This is a genomic window from Hydrogenophaga sp. H7 (assembly GCF_002025745.1).
In the GTDB taxonomy this organism is placed as follows: Bacteria; Pseudomonadota; Gammaproteobacteria; order Burkholderiales; family Burkholderiaceae_C; genus Hydrogenophaga; species Hydrogenophaga pseudoflava.
Genome location: NZ_MCIC01000012.1, coordinates 356,161 through 380,314, shown reverse-complemented (window position 1 = coordinate 380,314; position 24,154 = coordinate 356,161). Strand labels below are relative to the sequence as shown.

The following is a 24,154-nucleotide window of genomic DNA, read 5'->3' as shown; positions in this document are numbered from 1 at the left end:
GAGGGCGAGGATCAGGAGAGGTCTGCCAGGAAAGCGCTGGCCTTGGTCTTGAGCGAGCCCGATGCTTCTGCCAGCACCTCTTCTGCCAGGGAGCGCGCGCCTTCCAGATCGCCGATGGCGCGGAATTCTTCTGCCAGCGAGAGCTTGGTTTCCAGCGGGCTTTCCGCGCCCAGCTCGTTGCCTGCCAGCGGATCGCCCGCCTCGGGTTTGCCATTGAGGTCGAGGCTCAGGTCGCCCAAATCAAAGGACATCAGTTCCGGAGAGGCTGGTGCAGCTGCGGGCGCACTCGCCGGTGTCTCGATGTCGAAGTCGGGCAGGACTTCCGCATGGTCGAAAGTAGGCTGCTCTGCCGCGGGCATTGAGGTCAGCGGCATGGGGTCCGACGGGAAGTCAAGATCGAAATCCATGGGCCGCGACGCCGGGTCGGCCAACTGGGCGGGCTCAGGGGTCAGGGCGTCGGTCTGGGACAGGTCGTCCATTGCCGACACCGGAGCGTCAGCCTTGCCGTTGGCGGCAGCCAGCGGCGAGCGCGAGGACTCTTCCATGAAGTCCAGATCGAGATCCAGGTCGCCTGCGTCTCCCGACTTGGCGTTGTCTCCCAGCGTGCTGCTGCCAAACGGGATGGTGGCGCCGGTGGCCATCGGCACGGCCGCGCCGGGTTTGACCGCCGGACTTCCTCCGGGCTGGTACAGCGGGTTGGCAGGATCCAGTTCCTTGCCCAGTTCGCAGGCGTGCTCCCACTCCGGTCCCTGGCCTTGCGTGAGTGCATAGGCCTCCGTGGCGACCACCTCGAAAGCCTTCGAGTCGCGGCGCTTGGCATAGATCTCGAGCAGCTTGTTGTGAATGGCGACCCTGGTGGGTGCGCTGCGCATGGCTTCTTTGAGGATCTCCTCGGCTTGCAGGTCCCTGCCGTAGGCGAGGTAGACGTCGGCCTCCGCCACGGGATCGACATCACCGGCGGCGTCCAGCTGACTGGGCGAATACACCATGGACGATCCGGACGCCGCGGCTTCGTTGGTGTCGATGCGTTGCCCCCCGCTGGAGCCAAAGAACGAGTCGGGCTGCAGGCGGCTTTCCAGGAAGGAGCTGTCGACGCCGCTGCCCTTCTTCTTCTGGCGCGTGCGGTAGAACGCGAAGCCTCCGAGCAACGCCAGCAGGGCGGCCGCGCCAGGCAGCACCATGGGGTTGTCCATCAGCTGGCCGACAAACGACGGCTCTTCGACAGGCGCGGGGGCAGGCGCTGGACGTGGTTTCGGTGCAGGAGCTGGGGCTGGTGCCGGAGGGGGAGCAGGAGGCTCAGCGGCGGCAGGTGCCTCGGGCGCCGGAGCAGGTGCAGATTCCGCGGCAGGGGTTGGGGTGGCCGGGGCTGCGGCCGGTTCCGGGGAGGGTGCGGCAGGTGTGGCGGCCACAGGTGCGGGCGCCGCAGCTGGTGCGGTTGGAGCCCCCACAGGCAGAGACGGGGCCGGGGTGCTGGCGGCGGGTTTGGCTGCAGGAGCCGCTGGCGCACCCGATGCCGCGGCCGGTCCCAGCTTGGACAGCTCGTCGATGTTGCGAGAAAGCTCTGCCACCCGGGTCGATGCTTCCTTGGCCTGGCGTTCCTGGGCGATCTTGTCTTCCTTGGCATCCTGGCCCGCAACCGCGCCCTTGGACAGCGTCAGCTTGTCCTGAGCCGACTGGGCCGGCTTCTTGTCTTCGACTTCGGTTTGCACCTTGCCGGACGCCTGGCGGTCGGCGGCCGCCACAGGTGCTTCGGGGACTGCACCCGCCAGCCGGCGACGGAACTCGTTGAAGTCGCGGCTCTGGGCCGCCACGATGCGCTTGGCTTCTCCGGCAGAGACGTCGATGGATGCTGCTTCGGTCGGCAGGTTCAGGATCGCGCCGGCTTTCATCCGGTTGACGTTGTTGCCGATGAACGCCTGCGGATTGGCGCGGAGCATGGCCACCAGCATCTGGTCAAGCGATGCATTGGCGGGCAGGTTGGCCGCTGCGATGCGGCCAGCGGTGTCGCCAGCCTTGGTGGTGACCTGTTTGGACGGGCCGTCGGCGGAGGGCGCTGCTGCCGGCTTGGCCGCCGCAGGGGCTGCCGCAGCGGGCTTGTCTGCCTTGGGGGTTGCGGCCGCCGATGGGGTGGCCGCTCGGCTCGGGGCAGCGGGTGCTGCGGCGGCATTGCTGCGAGCCGCCGGGGCTGGCGCAGGTGCTGCCGCGGCAGCGTTGAGCGGTGCTGGTGGCGCCGCCGTGGTCTTGGGTGGGTCCAGCAGCAGTGTGTATTCCCGCACCAGCCGGCCGGACGACCAATTGGCCTCCAGCACCATGTCCACGAAGGGCTCGTTGACAGGGCGCGAGCCCACCACGCTCAGGTATGCACGGCCGTCTGCCCGGCGCTGCAGGGTGATCTGGAGCCCGGCGATGGCCGAACTGAGGTCCATGCCCGAGGACCTGAAGGCTTCAGGTGCCGCCAGTCCGACACGCAGGCTGGAGGCCTCTTCCTGCGTGATTTCGAGCACATCCACCTCGGCCCGCAAAGGCTCGCCCAACGAGGACTGCACCGCCACGCGACCAAGCGCGAGAGCGAGCGCGTCGTCGTGCTGCATGAGGCCGGCAGACAGCAGTGCAGCTGCTGCCACGGCATGTAACCGCGAAGTTCCTCTGCGACCGACGCCCCCGAGGGTGGTCATGGTCCCGAACAAGGGGGTATGGCGGGTGGATTTGGGCACTTGAACCTCGACGTAAAAAACCGAGAATTGACCTTAACATCAACGCATTACGGTGACAAGCTGAGAATCCGCTTGAGTTTCCGGGGTGGCCTTTGGTCGGCCCACGGGCGTTGTTCGCGTTGCGGCGTCACAACGACAAAGCCGGCGCGCAGGCCGGCTTTTTTGTGAATGTAAGTAAGAAGTAGTGACGAATCAGGCGTCGAGAAGGATGCGCAGCATGCGGCGCAGCGGCTCGGCGGCGCCCCACAGGAGCTGGTCGCCGATGGTGAAGGCGCCCACGTACTCGGGGCCCATGGCCAGTTTGCGGATGCGGCCGACCGGGATGCTCATGGTGCCGGTCACGGCCACCGGCGTCAGGTCCCTGATGGTGGCTTCGCGGGTGTTCGGCACCACCTTGGCCCAGGGGTTGTCGGCGGCGATCATGGCCTCGATGTCGGCCACCGGCACATCCTTCTTCAACTTGAAGGTCAGGGCCTGGCTGTGGCAGCGCATGGCGCCCACGCGCACGCAGAACCCGTCCACCGGGATCGGCGCCGAGCCGAAACCTTCGCCCATGCCCAGGATCTTGTTGGTCTCGGCCATGCCCTTCCACTCTTCCTTGGACATGCCGTTGCCCAGGTCCTTGTCGATCCAGGGGATCAGCGAACCGCCCAGCGGCACGCCGAAATTGGCGGTCTCGGCGCCGCTCAGGCTGCGCTGCTTGGCGATGACCTTGCGGTCGATTTCCAGGATGGCGCTCTTGGGGTCGTCCAGCAGGGCCTTCACCTCGGCGTTCAGCGTGCCGTACTGCGTCAGCAGTTCGCGCATGTGCTGGGCGCCGCCGCCCGAGGCTGCCTGGTAGGTCTGGGTGCTCATCCATTCGACCAGACCGGCCTTGTACAGCGCGCCCACGCCCATCAGCATGCAGGAGACCGTGCAGTTGCCGCCGATCCATTCCTTGCCGCCCTTGGCCAGGGCGTTCTTGATCACCGGCATGTTGACCGGGTCGAGCACGATGACGGCGTCCTTTTCCATGCGCAGGGCGGAGGCGGCGTCGATCCAGTGGCCGTTCCAGCCGGCGGCGCGCAGCTTGGGGTAGACCTCGTTGGTGTAGTCGCCACCCTGTGCGGTGATGATGATTTCGCAGCGCTTGAGGGCGTCGATGTTGTTCGCGTCCTGCAGCGTGGTTTCGTTCTTCGCCATGGCAGGCGCCTTGCCGCCGGCGTTGGAGGTGGAGAAGAACAGCGGCTCGATCAGGTCGAAGTCCTTTTCCTCGACCATGCGATCCATCAAAACGGAGCCGACCATGCCGCGCCAGCCGACCAGACCAACCAACTTGCTCATTGAGAATGCCCTTTCAAGTGAATAAACAGGTCCAGACCAGACCGACTTGCCCGGCTCGTCTGGCCGGGGAGGGCGCACGACGAACCAGGCTGGATCAGCCCTTAATGGTCGTGGTTTTGATGGAGATTGCGCGCGCAGCAACACCGGCCATGGCGGCGGGTGCGGTGTTCAGGGAGAACGGGCTGGCGTCAAACATAGCCCGCAATTGTAGTTCACGCCCCTTGACGTGAATCTGACCGCCGGTCAGGCGTTGTGCGGCCGCACCAGATAGATGGCCGTTCCCTGCGACCAGGCCAGCAGCCGGTCGATGTTGGGGTGCTTGCCGGGGTTCGCCAGGGCGTCCGCCGTGTGTTCTCCGTACCACTGCAGGCCCAGTGCCGCGGCTTCGGGCGTGATGGTGCCGCCGTACTGCTTGGCCAGCGCGTGGTAGATCGCCAGCGAGCCGGCCTGGCCAGGCTGGTTGTGGATGCTCGCCACCAGGGCGCCGCTGGCGTCGAGCAGGTCCAGCGACGCGAGGTGGGCGACCGACGGAAGGGTTCTGAGGTGTTCGGCAAAATTCATGGCTGCATTGTCGCTGCGCCACCGCACCACAGAAAGTCCGTCCATGACGTCTTCAGAGGCCACCACATCCTTCTATCCCATCGGAACGCCGGGCAAGCCCTGGGGCCCGGAAGAGCGGGCCCTCTGGCGCTCGCGCCAGCGGCGACAGCGCTCCCACCGCGACGACGTGGTGGCGGCGGTGGACCGGTTGCGCGGTCATTTCGACGTGCAGACCTATGGAGAGGTGGAGTCCGGCGACGGGCGTCTGCCGTTGCTGGCCGTTCGCAGTCGGGGGTGGGGCAGCGACTTGCCGGTCGTCCTGGTCACCGGCGGTGTGCATGGCTACGAGACCAGTGGCGTTCATGGCGCCCTGCAGTTCCTGGCGCAGGATGCCGCGGCGTTCAGTGACCGGGTCAACCTGCTGGTGGTGCCTTGCGTCAGTCCATGGGCCTATGAGCGCGTCCAGCGCTGGAACCACGATGCCGTCGACCCCAACCGCTCGTTCCGCGAGCCGAGCCCGGCGCCCGAGTCGGCGGCGCTGATGCGTCTGGTCGCGCCGTTCAAAGGGCAGTTCATCGCGCACATCGACCTGCACGAAACCACCGACAGCGACGAATCCGAGTTCCGGCCGGCCAAGGCGGCCCGCGACGGCGAGACCTTCGAACCCGGCACGATTCCCGATGGCTTCTATCTGGTGGACGACACCGAGAACCCCCAACCCGGGTTCCAGCAGGCCATCATCGACGAGGTCTCCAGGGTCACGCACATCGCGCCCGCAGATGCGGCTGGTGGCATCATCGGCTCGCCCTTGGTGGCGCCCGGTGTGATCCGGTATCCGTTGCGCGAGCTTGGCCTGTGCGCCAGCATCACGGGCGCGCGCTACACCACGACCACCGAGGTGTACCCGGACAGCCCGCGGGCGACACCGTCCCAATGCAATCTGGCGCAGACCACGGCAGTGCGCGCAGCGATCAGCTTCGCACTCGCCAGCCGGGGTGGCTAACCGTCGATCTCCACCGCTTCCACCTCGATCACGCCCTCGAACAGGTCGATGGCCGTGGCTGCGACCTGTGCGGTGTCGTAGTACGCGTAGGCCCCCATGCCGACAGCGCCGACCACCGGAATCCAGCGCGCCACGCCTCTGCCCGCGGCCTTCTGTGCCAGCCTGGCGCCGATCCGCCGCGTGATCGTGCGGATCAGCACCGGCGAGGCGCGCCGCACCAGCGTGCGCTGGCCGACACGGACCACCAGGTCGCGCACCCCTTGCGCCGCTGTGTGCTGGAACAGGCAGTACACCACCTGCTCGGGCGTGAGCGTGGCGTGTTTGCCGTAGAGCGCTGCGATGTCGGCCACCATCTGCCGCTGGATCTTCCAGACGCCCATCATCTCCGGCAGGATGGTCAGCCAGCCCACCACGCCGGGTGGCAGCGCCAGCGCGCCTGCGGCCAGCGCGGCCTTGGCCGCCGCAGCGTTGGCCGCCTTGCGGGCGTCGTCCATGGGTGCGCTGCTCACCGGCTCCCGGGAGGAGGGCACCTTGCCGATCAGCGACAGCAGCGCCCGACCGATGGGCGAAGCGTCCGGAATGCTGGCGGGTTCCGCGTCGATGGCTTTTCGGGGGCGTCGGGTCATGGCGGGAGCGGGTGGGTTGGCGGCGGGCATGAACTGTGAATCAAGTGTCCTCCGTTTTGCGGCTGGTGCACAGGGCGAGTGAATAAGCGGGTTTTCGCCGCGCTGATCCGGACTTAGGCTTGGGCGCTTGCTTCGTATCCTGCAAGTGATATTCCCTCCGGAGCCCCCCATGAGCCTGAGTACCACGCTGCACGACGTCAACGAGCGCGCGCAGCTCACCAGCAACAACCAGTTCGAGCTGATGCTGTTTCGCCTGGGCGAGGCGCCCGGCAGCGACCGCCGCGAGCTGTTCGGCATCAACGTCTTCAAGGTGCGCGAAATCCTGGTCATGCCCAAGATCACGGGCATCGCCAACGCACCGCCACAGGTGCTGGGCGTGGCCAACATCCGTGGCCAGATCATTCCTGTGATCGACCTGCCCGCCATGGTCGGCTGCACGCCCAAGCGCGGGCACAGCATCCTGATGGTCACCGAGTACGCCCGCACCACCCAGGCCTTTGCCGTGGAGGAAGTGGATGAGATCGTGCGGCTGGAGTGGAGCGACGTGCTGGCCGCCGAAGGCAATGGCGGTGACCTGGTGACCAGCATTGCCAAGCTGGCGGGCGAGAACGGCAGCACGCGTCTGGTGCAGGTGCTGGACGTGGAGCAGATTCTGCGCAGCGTGATGCCCGCAGCCGCCAACGAGACCGCCCTCGACGCCGTGGGCGACCAGGTGGTCCTGCCTCCCGGTTCGATCGTGCTGGCCGCCGACGATTCGCCGGTCGCGCGCATGCTGATCGAGCAGGGGCTGGGCGCCATGGGGGTGAGCTTTGTCATGACCAAGACCGGGCAGGAGGCCTGGGACCGGCTGCAGTCGATCGACGACGAAGCCCGCGCCGAGGGTCGTTCGGCCGCCGACCGGGTGGCCCTGGTGCTGACCGACCTGGAGATGCCGGTCATGGACGGCTTCACACTCACGCGCAACATCAAGCAGGACCCGCGTTTCAGGTCCATCCCGGTGGTCATCCATTCCTCCCTCACCGGTTCGACCAACGAGGCCCATGTGCAGTCCGTGGGCGCCGACGCCTACGTGGCCAAGTTCGTGGCTTCCGAGCTGGCGTCGGCCCTGAGAAAGGTGCTCGTGCACTGAGCCCCAGGTCCCGGGCGGTTCAGAGTCCCTGGGGCGCCTGGGCCTGCACGCAGGGCAGGCAGAAGCGGAAGAGTGCACCCTGGCCGATCTCGGCCTGTCCGTTGATCGAGCCCCCGTGGCGCTGCAGGATGCGCTGCACGATTGCCAGCCCGATGCCCGTGCCCTCGAACTCGTGCGGACGGTGCAGCCGCTGGAAGGGCTGGAACAGCTGGTCGGCGTACTGCATGTCGAATCCGGCGCCGTTGTCCTGCAGCTCGAACCAGCACATGCGGTCGATCTCGCCGCTACCACTCAGTTCGATCACCGCCATGTCCCGCCGCGCGGTGTACTTCCATGCGTTGCCCAGCAGGTTCTGCAGCACCAGTCGCAGCAGCCCCGGATCGGCCTGCACCCACAACCCGGGCACGATGCGCCAGTCGGCCTGACGGTCCGGGTCGGCCCGCTGCAGCTCGTTGGCGACCCCCTGCGCCATGGCGCTCAGGTTCACCTGCTGCAGGTCCAGATCCCCCCGGCTGTGCTGGGCCATGGACAGCAGATCGGTGATCAGCGAGCCCATGCGGCCGGCGTTGGACTGGATGCGCTGGAGCGAAGTGCGGCCCTGCTCGCTGAGCTTCTCCGCCTCGGTCTCCAGCAGCAGCGTGGAAAAGCCCTGGATGCTGCGCAGCGGCGTGCGCAGGTCGTGCGACACCGAGTAGGTGAACGACTCCAGCTCCTTGTTGAGGTCCTGCAGCGCCCGTGTGCGCTCGGTCACCCGCTGGTCCAGCTCGGCGTTCAGTCGCTCCAGGGCTTGCTGGGCTTCGCGCAGCTCGGTGACGTCGGTGTAGGTGGTGACAAAGCCGCGGATCTGCCCGTCGATGCTCAGGGCGCTGCCCACGATCTCCAGCGTGCGCCCGTTCGGGCGCTGGCGGATCAGCCGGTGCGGCAGGAACTGGCGCGCCAGCGCAGCCGCTTCGACCACCTTGGCCTCCACGTCCACTTCACCGTACTCGCCGCGCTGGGCGTTGCTGCGGGCCACATCCTCGAAGGTCACCCCCGGTTTCATCAGACCCTCGGGCAGGTCCAGCAGCTGCTCGAAACTGCGGTTCCACAGCCGGATCACCAAGTGCTCGTCGATCACCGTCACGCCCTGCGGCAGCGCGTTGATCACGGCGTCCAGATAGACCGCCAGGCGGCGGGTTTCCTGCTCGGAGCGCTTGCGTTCGGTGACGTCGGTGTAGATCGAGACGAATCCGCCGGTGGGTAAGGGGGTGCCGCGAATTTCGATCACGGTGCCGTCGGGCCGCTGGCGTTCGAACACATGCGGTTGCAGTGACCTGGCGCGATCACTCACCGCCTGTGCCTGCTGTTCGGGGTTGCCTGGTCCGTATTCACCCCGCCGTGCGTTGAACAGGGCAAAGTCGTACAGCGTGGGCATGCCGTGGGCGAACAGCTCGTCCGGAAAATCCAGCAGCTTGCGCGCTTGCTGGTTGTAGGCCACCAGACGCTGCCCGGCATCGAACATCGTGACCCCGCTGGGCAGGTGGTCGATGATGCTTTGCAGAACGGTGTGGTGGAGGGTGGACAGCATGGACCCGGGCGTCTGGTCAGGTCGGTGGCGGATCTTCCCGGAGCAGGCTATCACAGGGCCTCTGCGCTTGCCACACCTCTTTGGGGTTGTGCCATGGCAGGGTTTCTGCCGCTGGACTAGCATGGGCTCATGAGCACCAACACCCCTTACATCCCCCCCGCTGTCTGGACCTGGGACCAGGCCAATGGCGGTCAGTTCGCCAACATCAACCGCCCCATCGCCGGCCCCACGCACGACAAGGCCCTGCCGGTGGGCAAACACCCGCTGCAGCTGTATTCGATGGCCACGCCCAACGGCGTGAAGGTGACCGTGATGCTCGAAGAGCTGCTGGCTCTGGGCCACAGCGGCGCCGAATACGACGCCTGGCTGATCAAGATCAGCGAGGGCGACCAGTTCTCCAGCGGCTTCGTCGAGGTCAACCCCAACTCCAAGATCCCGGCCCTGCTGGACCGCAGCACCGAACCGCCGACGCGCGTGTTCGAGTCTGGCTCCATCCTGCTGTACCTGGCCGAGAAGTTCGGCGAGCTTTTGCCCAAGGCCCACGGGCCGCGCACCGAAGCGCTGAACTGGCTGTTCTGGCAGATGGGCTCTGCACCCTACCTGGGCGGCGGTTTCGGGCATTTCTACGCCTACGCGCCCGAGAAGTTCGAGTACCCCATCAACCGCTTCGCGATGGAAACCAAGCGCCAGCTCGACGTGCTCAACCGCCACCTGGCCACGCACACCTTCATGGCGGGTGACGAATACAGCATCGCCGACATCGCCATCTATCCGTGGTACGGCGCCCTGGTCGAGGGCAAGATCTACAACGCGGGCGAGTTCCTCTCGGTGCACGAGTACACGCACGTGCTGCGCTGGGCGCAGACCATCGGCGAACGCCCGGCCGTGCAGCGTGGCCGCCGCATCAACCGCGTGTGGGGCGACGAGGCAGGGCAGGTGCCCGAGCGGCACTGAAGCGGCCCCGCCAGCGGTGCTTCGGAGTCAACGCGCGGCGTCGACCGGCGTCGGGGCGGGCACCGTCACCGTGAGCTCGCGCAACACACCGCCGCTGGCCACATCACCCTGCACCCGGCCTTCGCCCCGCACCATGCGTTCGCACATGTCGCGCTCGGTGCCCGCCGGGTGCACCTGGCAGCGCACCAAGGCGTTGCGGGTCAGGGTGGCGGCATCGGGTGTGGGCGCACGCTGACCCTGCAGCGCCTCCTGGCGCACCGCTCCGGCTTCTCGCAGGCAGTCCTGCCGCGCCACGGGATCGGTGAGCAACAGGCAGGCCTGGCGGTCGGCCTGGTATTGCGCCTGCACGGACGGCCGGTCGCCCGCGGCCCACGCAGGGACGAGGGATCCACAGAGGGCGACGGAGAAAACGCTGCAAGCCAGTGCATTCATGGTGGGTCTCCTGTGATGGTGGACCGATCATCCCTGAACCCGCAGAGCCCGCGCGTCCGACGAAGCCTGAGGCGCGTGTAGGACAAAGCCGCAGGTCAGCAGGCAAACACGCTCAGGTACAGGGGCGTGGCGTTGTTCACGGGCCTCAGCGGCAGCCGGGTGCCGCCGGTGGAGAGGATGCTGGCCAGCTCTTCGGCGGCGCGGGCTTCCGTGGCGGTTTCATATCGCACCTCGCTGCGGGTGATGCCATAGCCCGGACTGGCGTTGATGGACGGCGCCAGTTCCCTGACCCGCACCTGTATGCCAGCGATGCGTTCCCTGAGCGTTTTCTGGACCCACTGGGCCTTGCTTTCATTGGCGGCCGCCGACACCCCGGCGCAGTAGAAGACATCCACCCGGTATGCAGCCAGGGGGCTCTCCCGTGCAAAGGGCTTTTCCGCCCGCCGCAGCACGTCGGCTTCCAGTGCCTTCTGCTCGGTCCTGAAAGTCGCTTCCTTGTTGGCGGCCTCGATCAGCTCCTGTTGCTTGGCCGGCGGCGCGCCCAGGGACAGCGCGCGGATCAGGCCCACCCGGAGCTCGGACTCGACCGGGTCGTTCGTGGACAGCAGGCTTTCGACCAGCGCGCGCGCCGCCTCGACATGCCGGTCCTCGCCTTTCTGCAGGGAGACCGACACCTTGTCGAACAGCTGCAGCCGCATCTGCTCGCGCGAGCCGCGCTCCTCGCGCTGATCGCGGTTCGTGGCCAGCAGGGACTGCAGCTTTTCGATGGCCAGCTTCTGCTCGTCGAAGGCCAGCTTCTGCTGCTGGGAGTTGAAGTTCAGCCAGAAACCCAGTGCCGCCAGCACCATCGTCAGCACCAGATTCAGCTTGACCAGCCAGCCCTCTTTGGCCGGTGGCTTGTCGTTCGTGTCGCCCATGGAAACCTCCGAATGGTTGGTGAGAGGTGCTGCCAAGCTACTCCTCAACGCAGGCCTGCGCCTCCCTCATTCAGGGGGGAGTGGCCGGTCATTTTTCGGATCACACTTGCAGCTCCCACGGCTTGTGAAGGAGCAGACCCATGAACGCTTCGACGCCACGCCAGATCGTGCTCTGCTGCGACGGGACCAACAACAACCTCACTGGTGGCGAGAACGACACCAACGTCGTGCGGCTGTGCCAATTGCTCCGCACCCACGGCGATGAGCAGCAGCTGGTGTTCTACGACCCCGGCGTCGGCAACCCGGGCGAGCTGCCCGGCGCCACCGTGTGGGACAGCATCAACCGCTACGGCGAGCGGCTGGCCGGCCTAGCCTTCGGCCGCGGGGTCTACGAGAACATGGCCGAGTGCTACCAGTTCCTCATGTCGAGCTACCAGCCCGGCGACGAGCTCTACGTCTTCGGCTTTTCGCGCGGGGCCTTCACGGCGCGCAGTGTGGCGGGGCTGGTGAACATGTTCGGCATCCTGCAGCCGCACATGGTCTCGATGGTGCCGTCGCTGCTGCACGTCTACTTCTCGGACCGCGACAGCCGCGGCGAGAGCGCGCGCCGCATCGCCCGGCAGGCCACGCAGCTGTTCGCCGACCCCTTCGAACAGCACGTCAACATCCATTTCGTGGGCGTCTGGGACACGGTGGCGTCCGTGGGCATGCCGCCGTTCTCCAAACAGTTCACCGCGCGCGCCGACGTGGGCGGCAAGCGCTTCCTCAACGTCCGGCAGGCGCTGGCCCTTGACGAATACCGCGCGCAGTTCGCTCCCCGGCAGTACGTCGACCCCAACGGCCAGTACCGGTCCGACCGCGGTCTGCCCGTGTCGCTGAAACAGCTCTGGTTCTCTGGCGCTCATTGCGACGTGGGGGGCGGCTACACGCCCGACCGACTGGCGCTGGCCGACCGGGCCATGGGGTGGCTGGTGGGCGAAGCCGTGCAATGTGGCCTTCGCCTGAGTGCGGCAGACGGCCAGCCCATGACCGACCAGCAGGTGCTGGAAGCGCTGTACGCCGACCTGCCCAGCCCCAAGCCGCTGGTGCCCGTGGCCCACAGCGAACTGCACCGCACCCCGTTGTGGGCCGTCACCGGCATGGCGGTGCGCACGCCGGGCCGGGTCGACGACGGCGCCGGCGGCCGGCAGACCATCCCCGCCGAAGAACACCCCAGCGTCCAGTCCCTTGCCGTGGCCTTCCCGAAAGACACCGACTGGGCGCGGCCCCGGCCCTGGCTGCCCATCCTCGGCTGGTGCCTGGCCTTCCTGGTGCTGTACGGCGGCATCGGGCAGATGCTGCTGAAGTCCGAACACTATGCGCAACTGAGCTTCCGGGCCGACCTGTGGCAGGCGGTCTCCAGTTACCCGGCGTTCCTGGCCACCAACCTGGACTTTGTGCGCTGGCAGATGTTCTGGTTCTACGACGGTCTGGCCGCTGTCCAAAGGGGACAGATCTGGGAGGGCCTGATCACGGGGTTGCAGCAAGTGAACCTGTTCGGCTCACCGCGCTGGTCGCTGCTGTGGGACCTGGGGCTCATCGTGGCCTACGCCCAGGTGCTGTCGCGCTTCTGCGTGGCCGGGTTTGCGCGCGGCGCCGGGTTGCGGCGCGTCGGGCAGCCCGTTTCGCGCTGGCTCAACCGCCTGGGCTGGGCACTGCCGCTGATGGTGTTTTCCGACGTGGGGGAAAACCTGTTCACCTGGCTCACGGTCACGCTCACCCACAGCGAGTACTTTTTCGTCGCGGCCATCACCGGCGCGCTGATGTCGCTGCTCGCGCTGCTGAAGTGGCTGGGGCTGGTGGGGGTGGTGTGGCTGGTGATGTGGCCGGGCAGGGCGGGAGGTCGGGGCGCAGGGTGGACCTGACCCCTCCAGACGCGTAGGATGGTCCGCCTGTCCACCCGCTACGGCGCAGATGAGGCCCATGGAACCTGAACTGGATCGCGACGAGTACCGTCCCCCCGAACCTTCCCGCATTCCCTCCCTGCTCGTGGCAGCCATCGTGCTCGCCCTGGTGGCCGCAGGCGGCTACTACGCCTGGAAGCGCAGCCAAGCGGTGCCCGCACCCGAAGCCGCACCGGTGGCCGCCGCACCCGCTGCACCCGCCGAACCTGCCCCTCCGGCCGCCCCCGCAGCCGCGCCCGCCACGCCCGCGGTCGAACACCCCATCGACGCCGCCGAACCCGGCGCCGACGGCCAGGCCGACAAGGAACCCCTGCCTGCGCTGGCCGACGCCGGGCCGCAGGTGAACCAGATGCTGGAGCGACTGATCGGCCGCAAGAACGTGCTCAACTTCCTGCAGATCGACGGCTTCCTCTCTCACGCGGTGGCCACCGTGGACAACCTCGCACGGCCGCACGCGCCGGTCACCGTCTGGCCCGTCAGCCCCACGCCGCAGCGCTTCACCACCCGGCGCAACAGCGCCGACGGCACCGAGACCATCCACCCCGACAACAGCCGGCGCTACCAGCCACTGGTGAGCCTGATCGAGTCGATCGACACCGCCCAGGCGGTGGGCATGTACCGCCGCCTCTACCCGCTGGTTCAGCAGGCCTATGTGGAGCAGGGCTTCCCGGGGCGTTACTTCAACGACCGGCTGGTGCAGGTGATCGACCACCTGATCGACACGCCCGTGCCCGCGCAGGCGCCGGCTGTGCATCTGGTGGAAGTCAAAGGTTCCGTGCCTTCGCAACGGCCCTGGGTGCGCTACGAGTTTGCCGACCCGCAGCTGCAGAACCTGTCGGCCGGGCGCAAGATCCTCATCCGCGTCGGGCCCGACAACCAGCGGCGCCTGCAGGCCAAGCTGGCCGACCTCCGCCAGCATCTGGTGAAGAAGTAGACCCCGCGCACCCGACCTGAAACGGTTCAGGCCTGCCACACCCCGAAGCCCGCCGAGCGCAGGTCGATGCCGATCTCGACCTCGCGCTGCTGCGCATCCTCATAGGACATCGGGTTGAAACCCTCGTACAGGTCCGGCAGCAGGCGCAGGCCGTACTTCATGACATAGCCATTCGCCTGGATGCCTGCCTTGTGCTTGTCGAAGCGCACATCCGGGTCCAGCCCCGTCATCCCCACATACACGCACGGCTTGCCCTGGACATAGCCCGGATTGCACTGACGGAACTTGCGCTCCTGCAGCACATCCGGGTGCAGCTCGATCACGTAGACGTGGTGGTGGGGGCGGGGCATGGGTGGCTTCCCGAACCTACCCGGCTTTCAACACCCTGCGCAGGGCGCGGACCTTTTGCCAGAGCAAGGCCCTGGGCAGCGTCATGGCCATGGCTTGCATGCAGCGCTCCAGCCACCCCTGGCGCCCCTGCAGGCGGTCGATCGCCTTGGCCAGATCGCGCGCCACTGCAGGCCCGTAGGCCTGTTCGGCCTTGGTCAGCGCCATGCGCAACAGGGGCAGGCGCAGGCCCATCATGGCCAGGTCGATCACATCGCGACTGAACACGCCGTCGTCCGCTTGTCGGTCCGAGTTGGCCAGCAGTTTGGACGCCGCCAGATCGAGCCGCGTCAGCGTGCCGATGCCACACACCACGTCGCCCGGGCCGGGCACCTCCAGTTCGATCCGAGCCTCACGGACGATCTCGAACTTGATTGCCTGACCGTCCATCTGCACCACCGTGCGCACGCCGTACTGATCGGCACGCACCTCGCGCAGCATCGTCAGCGGCTGGGCGCCGGGCTGCACCACCGCGTTGAGCCCGGTTGGTCCGGTGAGCAAATGACGCAGTTCCCGGTAGCCCGCTGCGTCCGACACCAGAAAGTCGATGTCCACGGACTCGCGGTACTCGCCGTGGCGCAGAGCGATGCAGGTGCCCCCTCCGAACAGGCAGCCGTGCTGGCGCAGCGCAGCACCATCCAGTGCGGCCAACACATGTGCAATGCGCTGGTGGTACGGGCGCTCAAACATCGGGCGTGCCCACTGCCGCCCCGCTGCCCAAGCCCGTGCGCAGGGCCTGCAGCAGAGCCCGCTCGGCGGGCGACATGGCTGCTGTGTCCAGATGGCGCGCGTTGCGTTCGTAGATGCCGAGCGCCTCGACGGGCGTGAGCGTGTCGGTGCCGTGCACCTGCCAGGCCAGCGCCTTGAGCTGCGGGTAGTCCGCCAGGCGCACGCGCACCGGTATCCAGTCAGCCGTGTCCACCCGGCTCGCACCCCCAGGACCAGCGGTGCGGGCGTCTTCAGTGTTGATGGCCACCAGCGACATGCCCAGCGCTGCCATGGCGTTGGCCCAGGCGCCGGCCGCCACAGAAGGCTCTCCCTTCTCGATGCGATGCAGCGTCACCCGCGACATACCGGCGGCCTCCGCTGCCGCCGTGCTGCTCACCCGCAGCGCCTTGCGGCGTGCGCGAAGCTGTGCGCCCAAGGCTTGCAACTGGGCGGCGCTTTGGGTGAGCGGAAGGGGTGGTTGGGCTGGCATTTGTTCCTCATTCTGTTCAATATGGCCATATTGTCAAGTTTGAGAAACACTATTTATCAAATGAATTGGTGCTCGCGATCCGGTTGTTCATGCCGCACATTCGCGTTGTGGTGCCAGGGCTTGGCAAGGAGGCGCGAGGCGTCGCGCAGGTGGCCGACGTTGGCAGGTAAACGAGCACGTCCCTGCCAAAAGCGTGCATCATGCGCCCAGGGAAACAAAAAGACACAAGTCAGATGGCCACACTGATACCCGCCCTGGGCAGTTGCGTTGCACGCATGACGCCCGGCGAACGCCGCACCGCCGAGCGGCTTGAACAGAAGCTCGACGCCGACTACCTGCTCTGGTACGACGTGGCCGTCGGCCCCCGGCACCAGCACCCGGACTTTGTGGTCATGCACCCGCGCCGGGGCATCCTGATCCTGGAGGTCAAGGACTTCCGGCTCTCCTCCCTCATCCAGGCCAACAAACAGACCTAGGACATCCACGGCGAGCTCGGCCCCAAGACCATTCCCAACCCGCTGGAACAGGCCCGGCAGTACGCGCACCAGGTGGTCAACGCGCTGGAGCGCGACCCGCAGCTGGTGCAGCCCGAAGGCCGGCACAAAGGCAAACTGGCCTTTCCGTGGAGCTACGGCGTGGTGCTGCCCAACATCACCCGCGCGCAGTTCGACAAGGCCGAACTCGCCCACGCCATCGAACCGCACCGCGTCATCTGCCAGGACGAGATGGGCGAACAGGTGGAGCCCGAGGCGCTGCAAAGTCGGCTGTGGGACATGTTCCCCTTCATGATGGGCGGCGTCATGTCGCTGCCGCAGATGGACCGGGTGCGCTGGATCATGTTCCCCGAGGTGCGCGTGCAGGTGACCGGCGAGCTGTTTGACGATGCTGACGAAGCCGCCGAACTGCCCAGCATCATGCGGGTGATGGACCTGCAGCAAGAGCAGCTGGCCCGCAGCCTGGGCGACGGCCACCGCGTCATCCACGGCGTGGCCGGTTCGGGCAAAACCATGCTGCTGGGCTACCGCGCCGAACACCTGGCCAAGGCCCAGACCGCCGCCAACAAACCCATCCTCATCCTCTGCTACAACGAACCGCTGGCCCGGCAGATTGCGCGCGTGATGGCCGCCAAAGGCATAACCGACCGCGTGCACGCCGTGCACTTCCACAAATGGTGTCGTCAGCAACTGGTGGCCTACGGGCAAGACCTGCCCCCGCAGAACCTGTCGTGGGACGCCTTCTTTGAAGACATGGTCCAGCGCGTCATCACCGGCGTGGACCGCGGCCAGATCCCCAGCGGGCAATACCAGGCCGTGCTGCTTGACGAAGGCCACGACTTCGCGCCCGAATGGCTGCGCCTGGTGGTGCAGATGGTGGACCCCACCACCAACAGCCTGCTCGTGCTGTACGACGACGCGCAGAGCATCTACGAACGCACGCAGAAGAGCAAAAACTTCAGCTTCAAAAGCGTGGGCATCCAGGCGCAGGGGCGCACCACCATCCTCAGGATCAACTACCGCAACACGCGGCAGATCCTGCAAACCGCCAGCCTGGTCGCTGCTGATCTATTGACCGCCGAAGACAAGGACGACGACGGCGTGCCCCTGCTCAAACCCGTCAGCTGCGGGCGCGACGGCGAGGCGCCGCTCATCGTGCGCCTGCCCACCCTGCGCGAAGAGGTGGCCCAGGTGGCCGAGCTGCTGGCCACCGCCCACCGCGAAGGCCACGCCTGGGCCGACATGGCCATCCTCTGCCGCCACCACAGCGAAATGGACATGTGTGCCGAATTCCTGCGCAAACGCAAGCTGCCGCACCAGCTGCGCCGCAATTCGTCCAGCGTGTTCGACCCCGCGCACGACAGCATCAAGGTGATGACGCTGCACGTCAGCAAAGGGCTGGAGTTCCCGGTGGTGGCGCTGGTGGGTGCCGGGCGCATGCCCGCCGAGGGCGAAGACGAGCGCGAGGAAGCGCGGCTGTTCTATGTGGGGGCTACGCGGGCGACGCAGCGGTTGGTGATAGGGGCGAGTGGGGGTGGGAGGTTTGCTGCGCGACTGTAGGAAAAAAAGCGAGATCTGCCCCCAATACCCTGCCAGTTTCCGGGTCCGACCCTCGTCGAAGGCAACCGGAGACGCTCTGCTCGGACTTAGCGGGACCGCTAGTCATGGTGGCGCCCAACAGCTAACAATTAGTCGCTGCTGGGGTCCAGGTATGCCTCGTAGAGTCGGGCCGCCTCGTCAATTTGGGACTCGTTGAATACACTTATCCCAGCTGACTTGAGCAATGCTGTGGTTACGCCGTCCTCTTTGACCAGCATTCCATTGAAAGACCCATCTCCAATTAGACCCGAGCCGCACGACGGGCTCTTCGCCTTCAAGATTGCTATCCTGATTCGATGCTGTCTTGCAAGCCCTAAAGCGAGTTGCGCCCCCAAGAGGAAGTTGCTCGTAACGTCGATCCCATTCCTGTCTCTAACAAATGAGGTTCCTATTAGAACACCGTGTCCGCCTAACGGACCTTGAATCTCAGATGGCAACCTGGGCACTCCCATCCCGCCAGATATCTCGGGACAGAAGGGGATTAGCTCTCCCTCCGCTAGCCATTGGTGGAGTCTCGGATGGTCGCAGGTCACCGCTCTCCCATCGAAGCGCGTAGGGTTATTGAGCAGACATGCACTAACTAGTATCTTAGCCAATGCTTACAACAGAGAGATTTATGATGCCCGGAGTCCAAGTGCCATTAGATCCTGCGTGAGTCCTTCAGGTACAAGTACAGGGAGATGATAGCTAGGGCGCCACCAATAGCGGACCCGACGCCGCCAGCGATTGTTATGGTCTTCTCGTATGCTTGGATTGTCTCAATATCAAGATACTGGACTGCTAGCGAAAGCAAAATAATGAGTGCGGAGAACGCCAGGTAGATGTTCCTCCTTCGTCTCAGTCGACTCGCTATGGTCGCCTCTTGAGCATACCTAGTCCAGATCTTGTTAACCTTCTCGGCGCTTACCTCTGGTTGCTCGCCCTTATAGGGGATGGCACTGACTGATTCGAACAGCACAATTGTCGCTATTTTATGACCAATTGTAAGATTCTGGCCTCTAGGAAGGGTGTTTGTGAAGGTCAAAACAAGTTGACCATCCCAGCCCGGATCAATCGTGGTACTGATATGAGAGTACCCATATGAGACCATCCGCACTTTTGACGCAACCAGTCCCCCCAGCTTCTCGCCCAGCCGAATACGTTCGTTCGTCAACACAGAAATAGTGGCGTGTGGTGGCACCGTGACGAAGGCACCCTGTTGCCCGGCCGAGTGGATCTCAAGATACTGCTGGGACGTCAGGTTGTAGACGTGTTTCTCGCTGAGAGTAACGTCGAGACCGACATCAGTAATAAGCGACTGTGCACTCTCTATTCCATAACGCTTTAGGGCGTCTGGGGGCACATCTCCGAAGCCTATGTAATAGCGCTCTTGAGAGAGCCCTTCTGGTTCTGGAGATAGTCTTTCCTTCAGTAATTGGCGATTTAGGTGTGCCAAGATGGGCCCCCTTTCTGAGTGCTGAGATAGGAGGTAAGCCCTCCAGACCACGAAATAAGATCTTCAGATAACTGGACGTACTTGACGCCAGATGCATCCAGCATTTTCTGGGCGGCCGCATTTTGAGATGTATGGAGTTTCTTCGAGTGCAAGTACTTGATCTGCCTAATCCCAGCTTGGATAATTGCTTGGGTGCACTTAACGCAGGGGAATTGCGTGGTGTACATCACGGCATCATCTATGGGTAGGATTGCGCAGTTCAGAATTGCGTTTATCTCCGCATGTACAACATAGCTATGTTTCGAATGGTACGCATCATCATCATCGTCAAGCCAGAAGATCGGATCTCTATCGTCGCAACCGACAGGGAGACCGTTATAACCCACCCCAAGAATCTTCTGTTTGGTACTCACGACACATGCTCCGTTCTGGGTCTTCGGATCTTTCGACCTAGCCGCCGCGAGCAATGCGACACCCATGAAGAAATGGTCCCAATCGAGATGGTTCGTTCTAGCGTTCGACATTCACAGGTGCCTCATGTTGAATGACGGCCTGGAGTTCCCGAAGGGCTCCCCGGTCTAGGATCTGGCCAAGGCCAGGAAGTGCCGAGATGAGGAATATCAGCCGATCTGTTTGCATTTGAAGCACATGGGCCAGAAGTGGGAGGTTCTTGACATCCTCTTGAACTTGCTCAAGCGCAAAGAGCAAGTACCCATATCGCTCTACAAATTCGAAAACCCGCGCTTCCGGTGTCTCCTCGGAGCCCCCACAATCAAGCGTTCCTGCGATTGTGTCCGATTGCAGCGCGAACGAGTACTCAAGCCTCTCCCTCACAGACCCCGGCAGTAACTGGAACATAGATCTCAATGCCCATGCCTCTTCGATCTCGTGAATTGACCTCTTCTCCGCATATGCAATGTCACCCGTTCGCACCTCCGGCACATCGTGGAGCAATGCGCATGCAAGTATCTTGTATTTGTCGAGCTTCAGTTCGGGGTGTGCAATGTCAACGATCTCCGAGGCAACTAGTGCAAGCAGCGCGGTATCGAAGGTATGCTCAAGTAGAGACTCGTGCCGGATTGGCAGGTGTTGCACAAATTTCTGCCATCGAATGATTCTGCCGAAACCTAGGCGAATCTCGGAGAATAGCGGTATGAGTGTATCGTGGAGGCTGCTAGTCACATTCCTGCCCTAGTGTTCGGAGTTTGAAGGCGGAATTGGCAAGAGGTCTGGCAGGGGCGACCCTCCATGGAACCTGGCGTAGCAATCAAGAGAGCAAAATAACCCGTCCTCGAACCTTCCGCTTCCTGTTATCTTGGTCCTATTGAGATCGGCCCCGCAGTATGCGCAACGCCGATTTTCTATGCTCCAGCGAATGCGGGTGTCATGGTCATGTGTCATCCGGATATCTTTCCTACGTACTGAACGACCATATGCCACTTCTGAATGCTGATGCTCCGGTGAAGAGTTTGCTCTCATCCACTCGCGCAACGACTCCATCTTCTGGTTCCACGAGATCTATCTCTGACCTATTAGTAGTGACCCCTGTAATGAGGCCCATGTGCCCGAGGCTCTCCCCTTCCTCGAACACTATCTTGTAATCGTAACCAATGACAAGTTGCTCGTCTCTAGATAGCAGTTCCGAGACATACTCGGGGAAGTTATCTCTCTGGATGTTGGCTATTGGATGGAATGAGGTCTTGAGCTCGAAGCCAAATTGCTGCAGGAAGCAGCTTAGCCGTTGGAGTTCTTTGTCACGAAGTCTGATGCCATGGGAAGTGGGATCATCATCTGCGATGGAGCCAGGGTAGTCTGAGACAGCGGCTGTTGGCACTCTCAAACCAAGGAGCATCGAGAGTGTCGGCTCGTCTAGAGGGGGCAAACGAAGTGCCCTGAGTACCATAGATACACATGCGATCCCGCAGGTATACCTGCGAGACCGCACGATGCTGATTGGCTGTGTCTCAATCATTTGGACGCGAGTGCCCCGTCGTGCGCCAAGCTTGTGGCAGTCGAACCCCCTTCCCTGGTTGACCTTGAGCCGAGACTTCGCCCGGAACATAACCAGCTGATTCGTAACCTACCAGAACAAAGTCCTCGAACCGATAGTCATCGATCGACTCCGGTGTTCGCTTGAATTCGATCTTAGGCGGGGGGAGTATTGGGTTCTTCAGCTGTAGACTGACCTGTTCGAAGTGGTTCTCATAGATATGAACGTCTCCCCCAACCCAGATGAATTCCTTTGCCGTGCAGCCGAGTTGATGCGCCACCATGTGCGTTAGGAGTGAGTATTGTGCGATATTGAAGGGGACCCCGAGATATGCATCGCAGGAACGTTGAGTTAACATCAGGCTGAGTTCGCTGCCGTGTCTGTAGAATTGGAGAAGGATATGGCATGGCTTGATTGACATCAGCTTCAGGTGGTCAGGGCGCCAAGCTGTGATCATGTGACTCCTAGCTTCAGGTCGATTCCTGAGCGAGCTAATACACTCCGCTAACTGGTCTATCTCAGACTTGCCACCATAGAATGGTGCAGCCTCGGGGTCTACCCTCCAATGTCGCCACTGGAAACCGTAGAGAGGTCCTACGACTCCCTCTTCGTTCGCCCACAGATCCCAGATCTTGACGTTTCCGTTCTTCAAGGGTTCGACATCCTGTTCCCCAGAAATAAACCAGAGCATCTCAACCGCGAGCGACTTAAAGAAGGTCTTCTTGGTTGTCATAAGAGGCAGCTTGTTGTCCGAAAGGTCAAAGCGTAATGGTTGGGCGAATAACTCCTTTCGTCCCTCCTCTCCTTCTGGTTTCCTATACTTTCCATCTGTAAGTATCCGATGGAGCATGTTCAAATAGCCCTGTTCGCCGTGATTCGAGCTGTCTGGTATGAAATGTGTCATTGTGATCCTTGGTGCACTGTTGAAATATCAACTCGAGATTACTCTGCTCAACCTTGTATCATAGTGTCGCAACGTACGGTTACTTCCCCCAAGAGTCCTTCAACCCCGTCACCCGGTTGAAAACTACCTTCCCGCCAACCCCATGGTCCGCACGGTCGGCCACGAAGTAGCCGTGGCGCTCAAACTGGAATTTCTGGTCCGGCTTGGCTGCAGCCAGTGACGGCTCCACATACGCCGTCACCACCTTCAGGCTGTCGGGGTTCAGCGCGTCCAGGAAGTCCTTGCCGCCCGCATCGGGTTGCGGGTTGGTGAACAGGCGGTCGTACAGGCGCACTTCGGCGCTCACGCCGTCGGCGGCGCCCACCCAGGTGATGGCGGCCTTGGCCTTGACGCTGTCGGCGCCGGGGGTGCCGCTCTTGGTGCCGGCAATCACTTTGGCGTGCACTTCGGTCACTTTGCCGTCCGCATCCTTCGCGCAGCCGGTGCATTCGATGACGTAGCCGCCCTTGAGGCGCACCACAGCGCCGGGGGACGTGGACCCGTCAGGGTTCACCTTGGGCGGGGTCAAGCGCTTGTAGCCCTTGGGCGGCACTTCTTCAAAGTCTTCGCGTTCGATCCACACGTCCTTGCCGATCTTGAACACGCGGTCGGGCGGGGGCACGGCGCGTCCAGCGCCATCATTCCCATCTTTGCCTTCGCCGATTGCGCTGTGGGGCAGGGCAGGCAAGGTGCAGTCTTCGGTGTAGCCGTCAGAGCCGAACACCTCGGCCCAGTTGGTGAGCACCAGCTTGACGGGGTCGAGCACGGCCATGCCGCGGTGGGCCTTGTTTTCCAGGTCTTCGCGCAGGCAGCCGTCGAGCGTGCTGTAGTCGATCCACGAGTCGCTCTTGGTCACGCCGATGCGTTCGGCAAACAGCTGGATCGCTTCGGGCGTGTAGCCGCGGCGGCGCAGGCCGACGATGGTGGGCATGCGCGGGTCGTCCCAGCCGCTGACTTTTTTCTCGTTCACCAGCTGCGCCAGCTTGCGCTTGCTGGTGATGACGTAGGTGAGGTTCAGGCGCGCAAATTCGTACTGCCGCGGCGGCGGGGCCTTGAGCAGGCCGCCTTCGATGAGGCGCTCCATCAGCCAGTCGTAGAAGGGGCGCTGGTCTTCAAACTCCAGCGTGCAGATGGAGTGGGTGATCTGCTCCAGCGCGTCCTCGATGGGGTGCGCGAAGGTGTACATGGGGTAGATGCACCAGGCGTCGCCCGTGTTGTGGTGCGTGGCGCGGCGGATGCGGTAGATGGCCGGGTCGCGCATGTTGATGTTGGGCGACTGCATGCTGATCTTGGCGCGCAGCACGGCGGCGCCGTCGGCCAGTTTGCCGTCGCGCATCTCGCGGAAGCGGGCCAGGTTTTCCTCCGGCGTGCGGGCGCGGAAGGGGCTGTCCACGCCGGGCTTGCCGAAGTCGCCGCGGTTGACGCGCATTTCTTCGGCGGTCTGTTCGTCCACATAGGCGTGGCCGGCGGTGATGAGGTATTCGGCCGCGCGGTACATGAAGTCGAAGTAGTTCGACGCGTAGTACAGGTGATCCTCAGTCTTGCCGTTGAAGCTGCTCTGCCAGTTGAAGCCCAGCCACTGCACCGCGTCGAGGATGGAGTCCACGTACTCCTTTTCTTCCTTCTCGGGGTTGGTGTCGTCAAAGCGCATGTGGCAGACGCCGCCGTAGTCGCGCGCCAGGCCGAAGTTCAGGCAGATGCTCTTGGCGTGGCCCACGTGCAGGTAGCCGTTGGGTTCGGGCGGGAAGCGGGTGCGGATCTTGGCCGGGTCGGGCTGGCCGGCTTCATGAAAGTCGCCGTCGCCGGGGCCACCGCCCCATTTGCGGGTGGCGTAGGTGCCCTGGGCGAGGTCCTTTTCGATGACCTGGCGCAGGAAGTTGGAGACCTTGTGCTCCTCGCCGTCGGCGGCGGCGGGAACGTTGTTTTTAGAGGGGGAAGAAGGGGTGTTGGAGCTCATCCGGCCATTCTAGGGCGGCGCTCCGCGCGGATTCCGGGGCGGTCCGGCCTGCAAGCCGACAGGGGGAGC

22 protein-coding genes and 1 pseudogene are annotated in these 24,154 nt (G+C 64.1%); 6 read left to right on the top strand and 17 right to left on the bottom strand.

Annotated features, from left to right (window positions below; genetic code table 11):
- Positions 1 to 11: 11 nt before the first annotated feature.
- From BC358_RS08295 to BC358_RS08285, 3 genes are all read right to left on the bottom strand, one after another.
- Complete coding sequence (locus BC358_RS08295) at positions 12 to 2,624, bottom strand: FimV/HubP family polar landmark protein (protein ID WP_306292789.1); 2,613 nt, start codon at positions 2,622 to 2,624, stop codon at positions 12 to 14.
- Positions 2,625 to 2,906: 282 nt separating this feature from the next.
- Complete coding sequence (gene asd / locus BC358_RS08290) at positions 2,907 to 4,037, bottom strand: aspartate-semialdehyde dehydrogenase (RefSeq protein WP_066157830.1); 1,131 nt, start codon at positions 4,035 to 4,037, stop codon at positions 2,907 to 2,909.
- Positions 4,038 to 4,280: 243 nt separating this feature from the next.
- A complete protein-coding gene (locus BC358_RS08285) occupies positions 4,281 to 4,598 on the bottom strand; it encodes a DUF2322 family protein (RefSeq protein WP_079365567.1) in 318 nt (105 codons plus the stop codon).
- Between the two features lie 43 nt (positions 4,599 to 4,641).
- Here BC358_RS08285 and BC358_RS08280 point away from each other — a divergent pair, with 43 nt between their 5' ends.
- Entirely contained in the window at positions 4,642 to 5,580 is a 939-nt protein-coding gene (locus BC358_RS08280) for a M14 family metallocarboxypeptidase (RefSeq protein WP_079365451.1), read from the top strand.
- On the opposite strand, the gene BC358_RS08275 is transcribed toward BC358_RS08280, so the two are convergent.
- On the bottom strand, positions 5,577 to 6,206 hold the full coding sequence (locus tag BC358_RS08275; protein ID WP_066158161.1) for a hypothetical protein: 630 nt from the start codon (positions 6,204 to 6,206) through the stop codon (positions 5,577 to 5,579). The genes BC358_RS08280 and BC358_RS08275 overlap by 4 nt on opposite strands.
- Before the next feature lie 169 nt (positions 6,207 to 6,375).
- Between BC358_RS08275 and BC358_RS08270 the strand changes: the two genes are divergently transcribed.
- Positions 6,376 to 7,335, top strand: coding sequence for a chemotaxis protein (locus tag BC358_RS08270; RefSeq protein WP_079365450.1), 960 nt, complete (start codon positions 6,376 to 6,378; stop codon positions 7,333 to 7,335).
- A 19-nt stretch (positions 7,336 to 7,354) separates the two neighbouring features.
- Here BC358_RS08270 and BC358_RS08265 read toward each other — a convergent pair whose 3' ends face one another.
- Positions 7,355 to 8,902: a PAS-domain containing protein gene (locus BC358_RS08265; protein WP_179130036.1), complete on the bottom strand. Its 1,548-nt coding sequence runs from the start codon at positions 8,900 to 8,902 to the stop codon at positions 7,355 to 7,357.
- Positions 8,903 to 9,031: 129 nt separating this feature from the next.
- Here BC358_RS08265 and yghU point away from each other — a divergent pair, with 129 nt between their 5' ends.
- Complete coding sequence (yghU, locus tag BC358_RS08260; RefSeq protein ID WP_079365448.1) at positions 9,032 to 9,856, top strand: glutathione-dependent disulfide-bond oxidoreductase; 825 nt, start codon at positions 9,032 to 9,034, stop codon at positions 9,854 to 9,856.
- A gap of 27 nt (positions 9,857 to 9,883) precedes the next feature.
- Here the strand turns inward: yghU and BC358_RS08255 are convergent, their stop codons facing one another.
- Both BC358_RS08255 and BC358_RS08250 read right to left on the bottom strand, forming a co-directional pair.
- Positions 9,884 to 10,288, bottom strand: a complete 405-nt coding sequence (locus BC358_RS08255) for a hypothetical protein (RefSeq protein WP_066157845.1) — start codon at positions 10,286 to 10,288, stop codon at positions 9,884 to 9,886.
- 95 nt (positions 10,289 to 10,383) lie between these two features.
- Positions 10,384 to 11,205, bottom strand: a complete 822-nt coding sequence (locus tag BC358_RS08250; protein WP_079365446.1) for a hypothetical protein — start codon at positions 11,203 to 11,205, stop codon at positions 10,384 to 10,386.
- 140 nt (positions 11,206 to 11,345) lie between these two features.
- On the opposite strand from BC358_RS08250, the gene BC358_RS08245 reads away from it, so the two are divergent.
- Positions 11,346 to 13,109: a DUF2235 domain-containing protein gene (locus BC358_RS08245; protein ID WP_079365445.1), complete on the top strand. Its 1,764-nt coding sequence runs from the start codon at positions 11,346 to 11,348 to the stop codon at positions 13,107 to 13,109.
- A 58-nt stretch (positions 13,110 to 13,167) separates the two neighbouring features.
- On the top strand, positions 13,168 to 14,082 hold the full coding sequence (locus BC358_RS08240; protein ID WP_079365444.1) for a DUF3014 domain-containing protein: 915 nt from the start codon (positions 13,168 to 13,170) through the stop codon (positions 14,080 to 14,082).
- A gap of 26 nt (positions 14,083 to 14,108) precedes the next feature.
- Here the strand turns inward: BC358_RS08240 and BC358_RS08235 are convergent, their stop codons facing one another.
- From BC358_RS08235 to BC358_RS08225, 3 genes are read right to left on the bottom strand one after another with little or no spacing between them, the layout of a single operon-like run.
- Entirely contained in the window at positions 14,109 to 14,432 is a 324-nt protein-coding gene (locus BC358_RS08235) for a hypothetical protein (protein WP_066157851.1), read from the bottom strand.
- A gap of 16 nt (positions 14,433 to 14,448) precedes the next feature.
- Entirely contained in the window at positions 14,449 to 15,159 is a 711-nt protein-coding gene (locus tag BC358_RS08230) for a nucleotidyl transferase AbiEii/AbiGii toxin family protein (RefSeq protein ID WP_079365443.1), read from the bottom strand.
- Positions 15,152 to 15,667: a helix-turn-helix transcriptional regulator gene (locus BC358_RS08225; protein WP_079365442.1), complete on the bottom strand. Its 516-nt coding sequence runs from the start codon at positions 15,665 to 15,667 to the stop codon at positions 15,152 to 15,154. The genes BC358_RS08230 and BC358_RS08225 overlap by 8 nt, the downstream gene beginning before the upstream one ends.
- A gap of 233 nt (positions 15,668 to 15,900) precedes the next feature.
- Here BC358_RS08225 and BC358_RS08220 point away from each other — a divergent pair.
- Positions 15,901 to 17,721 (top strand): annotated as a pseudogene (locus tag BC358_RS08220) (DEAD/DEAH box helicase).
- 128 nt (positions 17,722 to 17,849) lie between these two features.
- Here BC358_RS08220 and BC358_RS08215 read toward each other — a convergent pair.
- From BC358_RS08215 to BC358_RS08190, 7 genes are all read right to left on the bottom strand, one after another.
- On the bottom strand, positions 17,850 to 18,356 hold the full coding sequence (locus BC358_RS08215; protein ID WP_079365441.1) for a DUF523 domain-containing protein: 507 nt from the start codon (positions 18,354 to 18,356) through the stop codon (positions 17,850 to 17,852).
- Positions 18,357 to 18,400: 44 nt separating this feature from the next.
- Positions 18,401 to 19,195: a hypothetical protein gene (locus BC358_RS08210; protein ID WP_143434227.1), complete on the bottom strand. Its 795-nt coding sequence runs from the start codon at positions 19,193 to 19,195 to the stop codon at positions 18,401 to 18,403.
- Positions 19,183 to 19,719: a dCMP deaminase family protein gene (locus BC358_RS22490; protein ID WP_079365439.1), complete on the bottom strand. Its 537-nt coding sequence runs from the start codon at positions 19,717 to 19,719 to the stop codon at positions 19,183 to 19,185. Before BC358_RS22490 ends, BC358_RS08210 begins: the two co-directional genes overlap by 13 nt.
- Entirely contained in the window at positions 19,706 to 20,377 is a 672-nt protein-coding gene (locus BC358_RS08200; RefSeq protein WP_079365438.1) for an HD domain-containing protein, read from the bottom strand. The genes BC358_RS22490 and BC358_RS08200 overlap by 14 nt, the downstream gene beginning before the upstream one ends.
- Positions 20,378 to 20,609: 232 nt before the next feature.
- Positions 20,610 to 21,047 carry a hypothetical protein gene (locus BC358_RS21795; RefSeq protein ID WP_179130034.1) on the bottom strand — a complete coding sequence of 146 codons (438 nt, stop codon included), beginning with the start codon at positions 21,045 to 21,047 and terminating at the stop codon, positions 20,610 to 20,612.
- A gap of 112 nt (positions 21,048 to 21,159) precedes the next feature.
- Complete coding sequence (thyA, locus tag BC358_RS08195; RefSeq protein WP_079365437.1) at positions 21,160 to 22,089, bottom strand: thymidylate synthase; 930 nt, start codon at positions 22,087 to 22,089, stop codon at positions 21,160 to 21,162.
- 79 nt (positions 22,090 to 22,168) lie between these two features.
- Positions 22,169 to 24,085 carry a glutamine--tRNA ligase/YqeY domain fusion protein gene (locus tag BC358_RS08190; RefSeq protein WP_079365436.1) on the bottom strand — a complete coding sequence of 639 codons (1,917 nt, stop codon included), beginning with the start codon at positions 24,083 to 24,085 and terminating at the stop codon, positions 22,169 to 22,171.
- Positions 24,086 to 24,154: the final 69 nt, after the last annotated feature.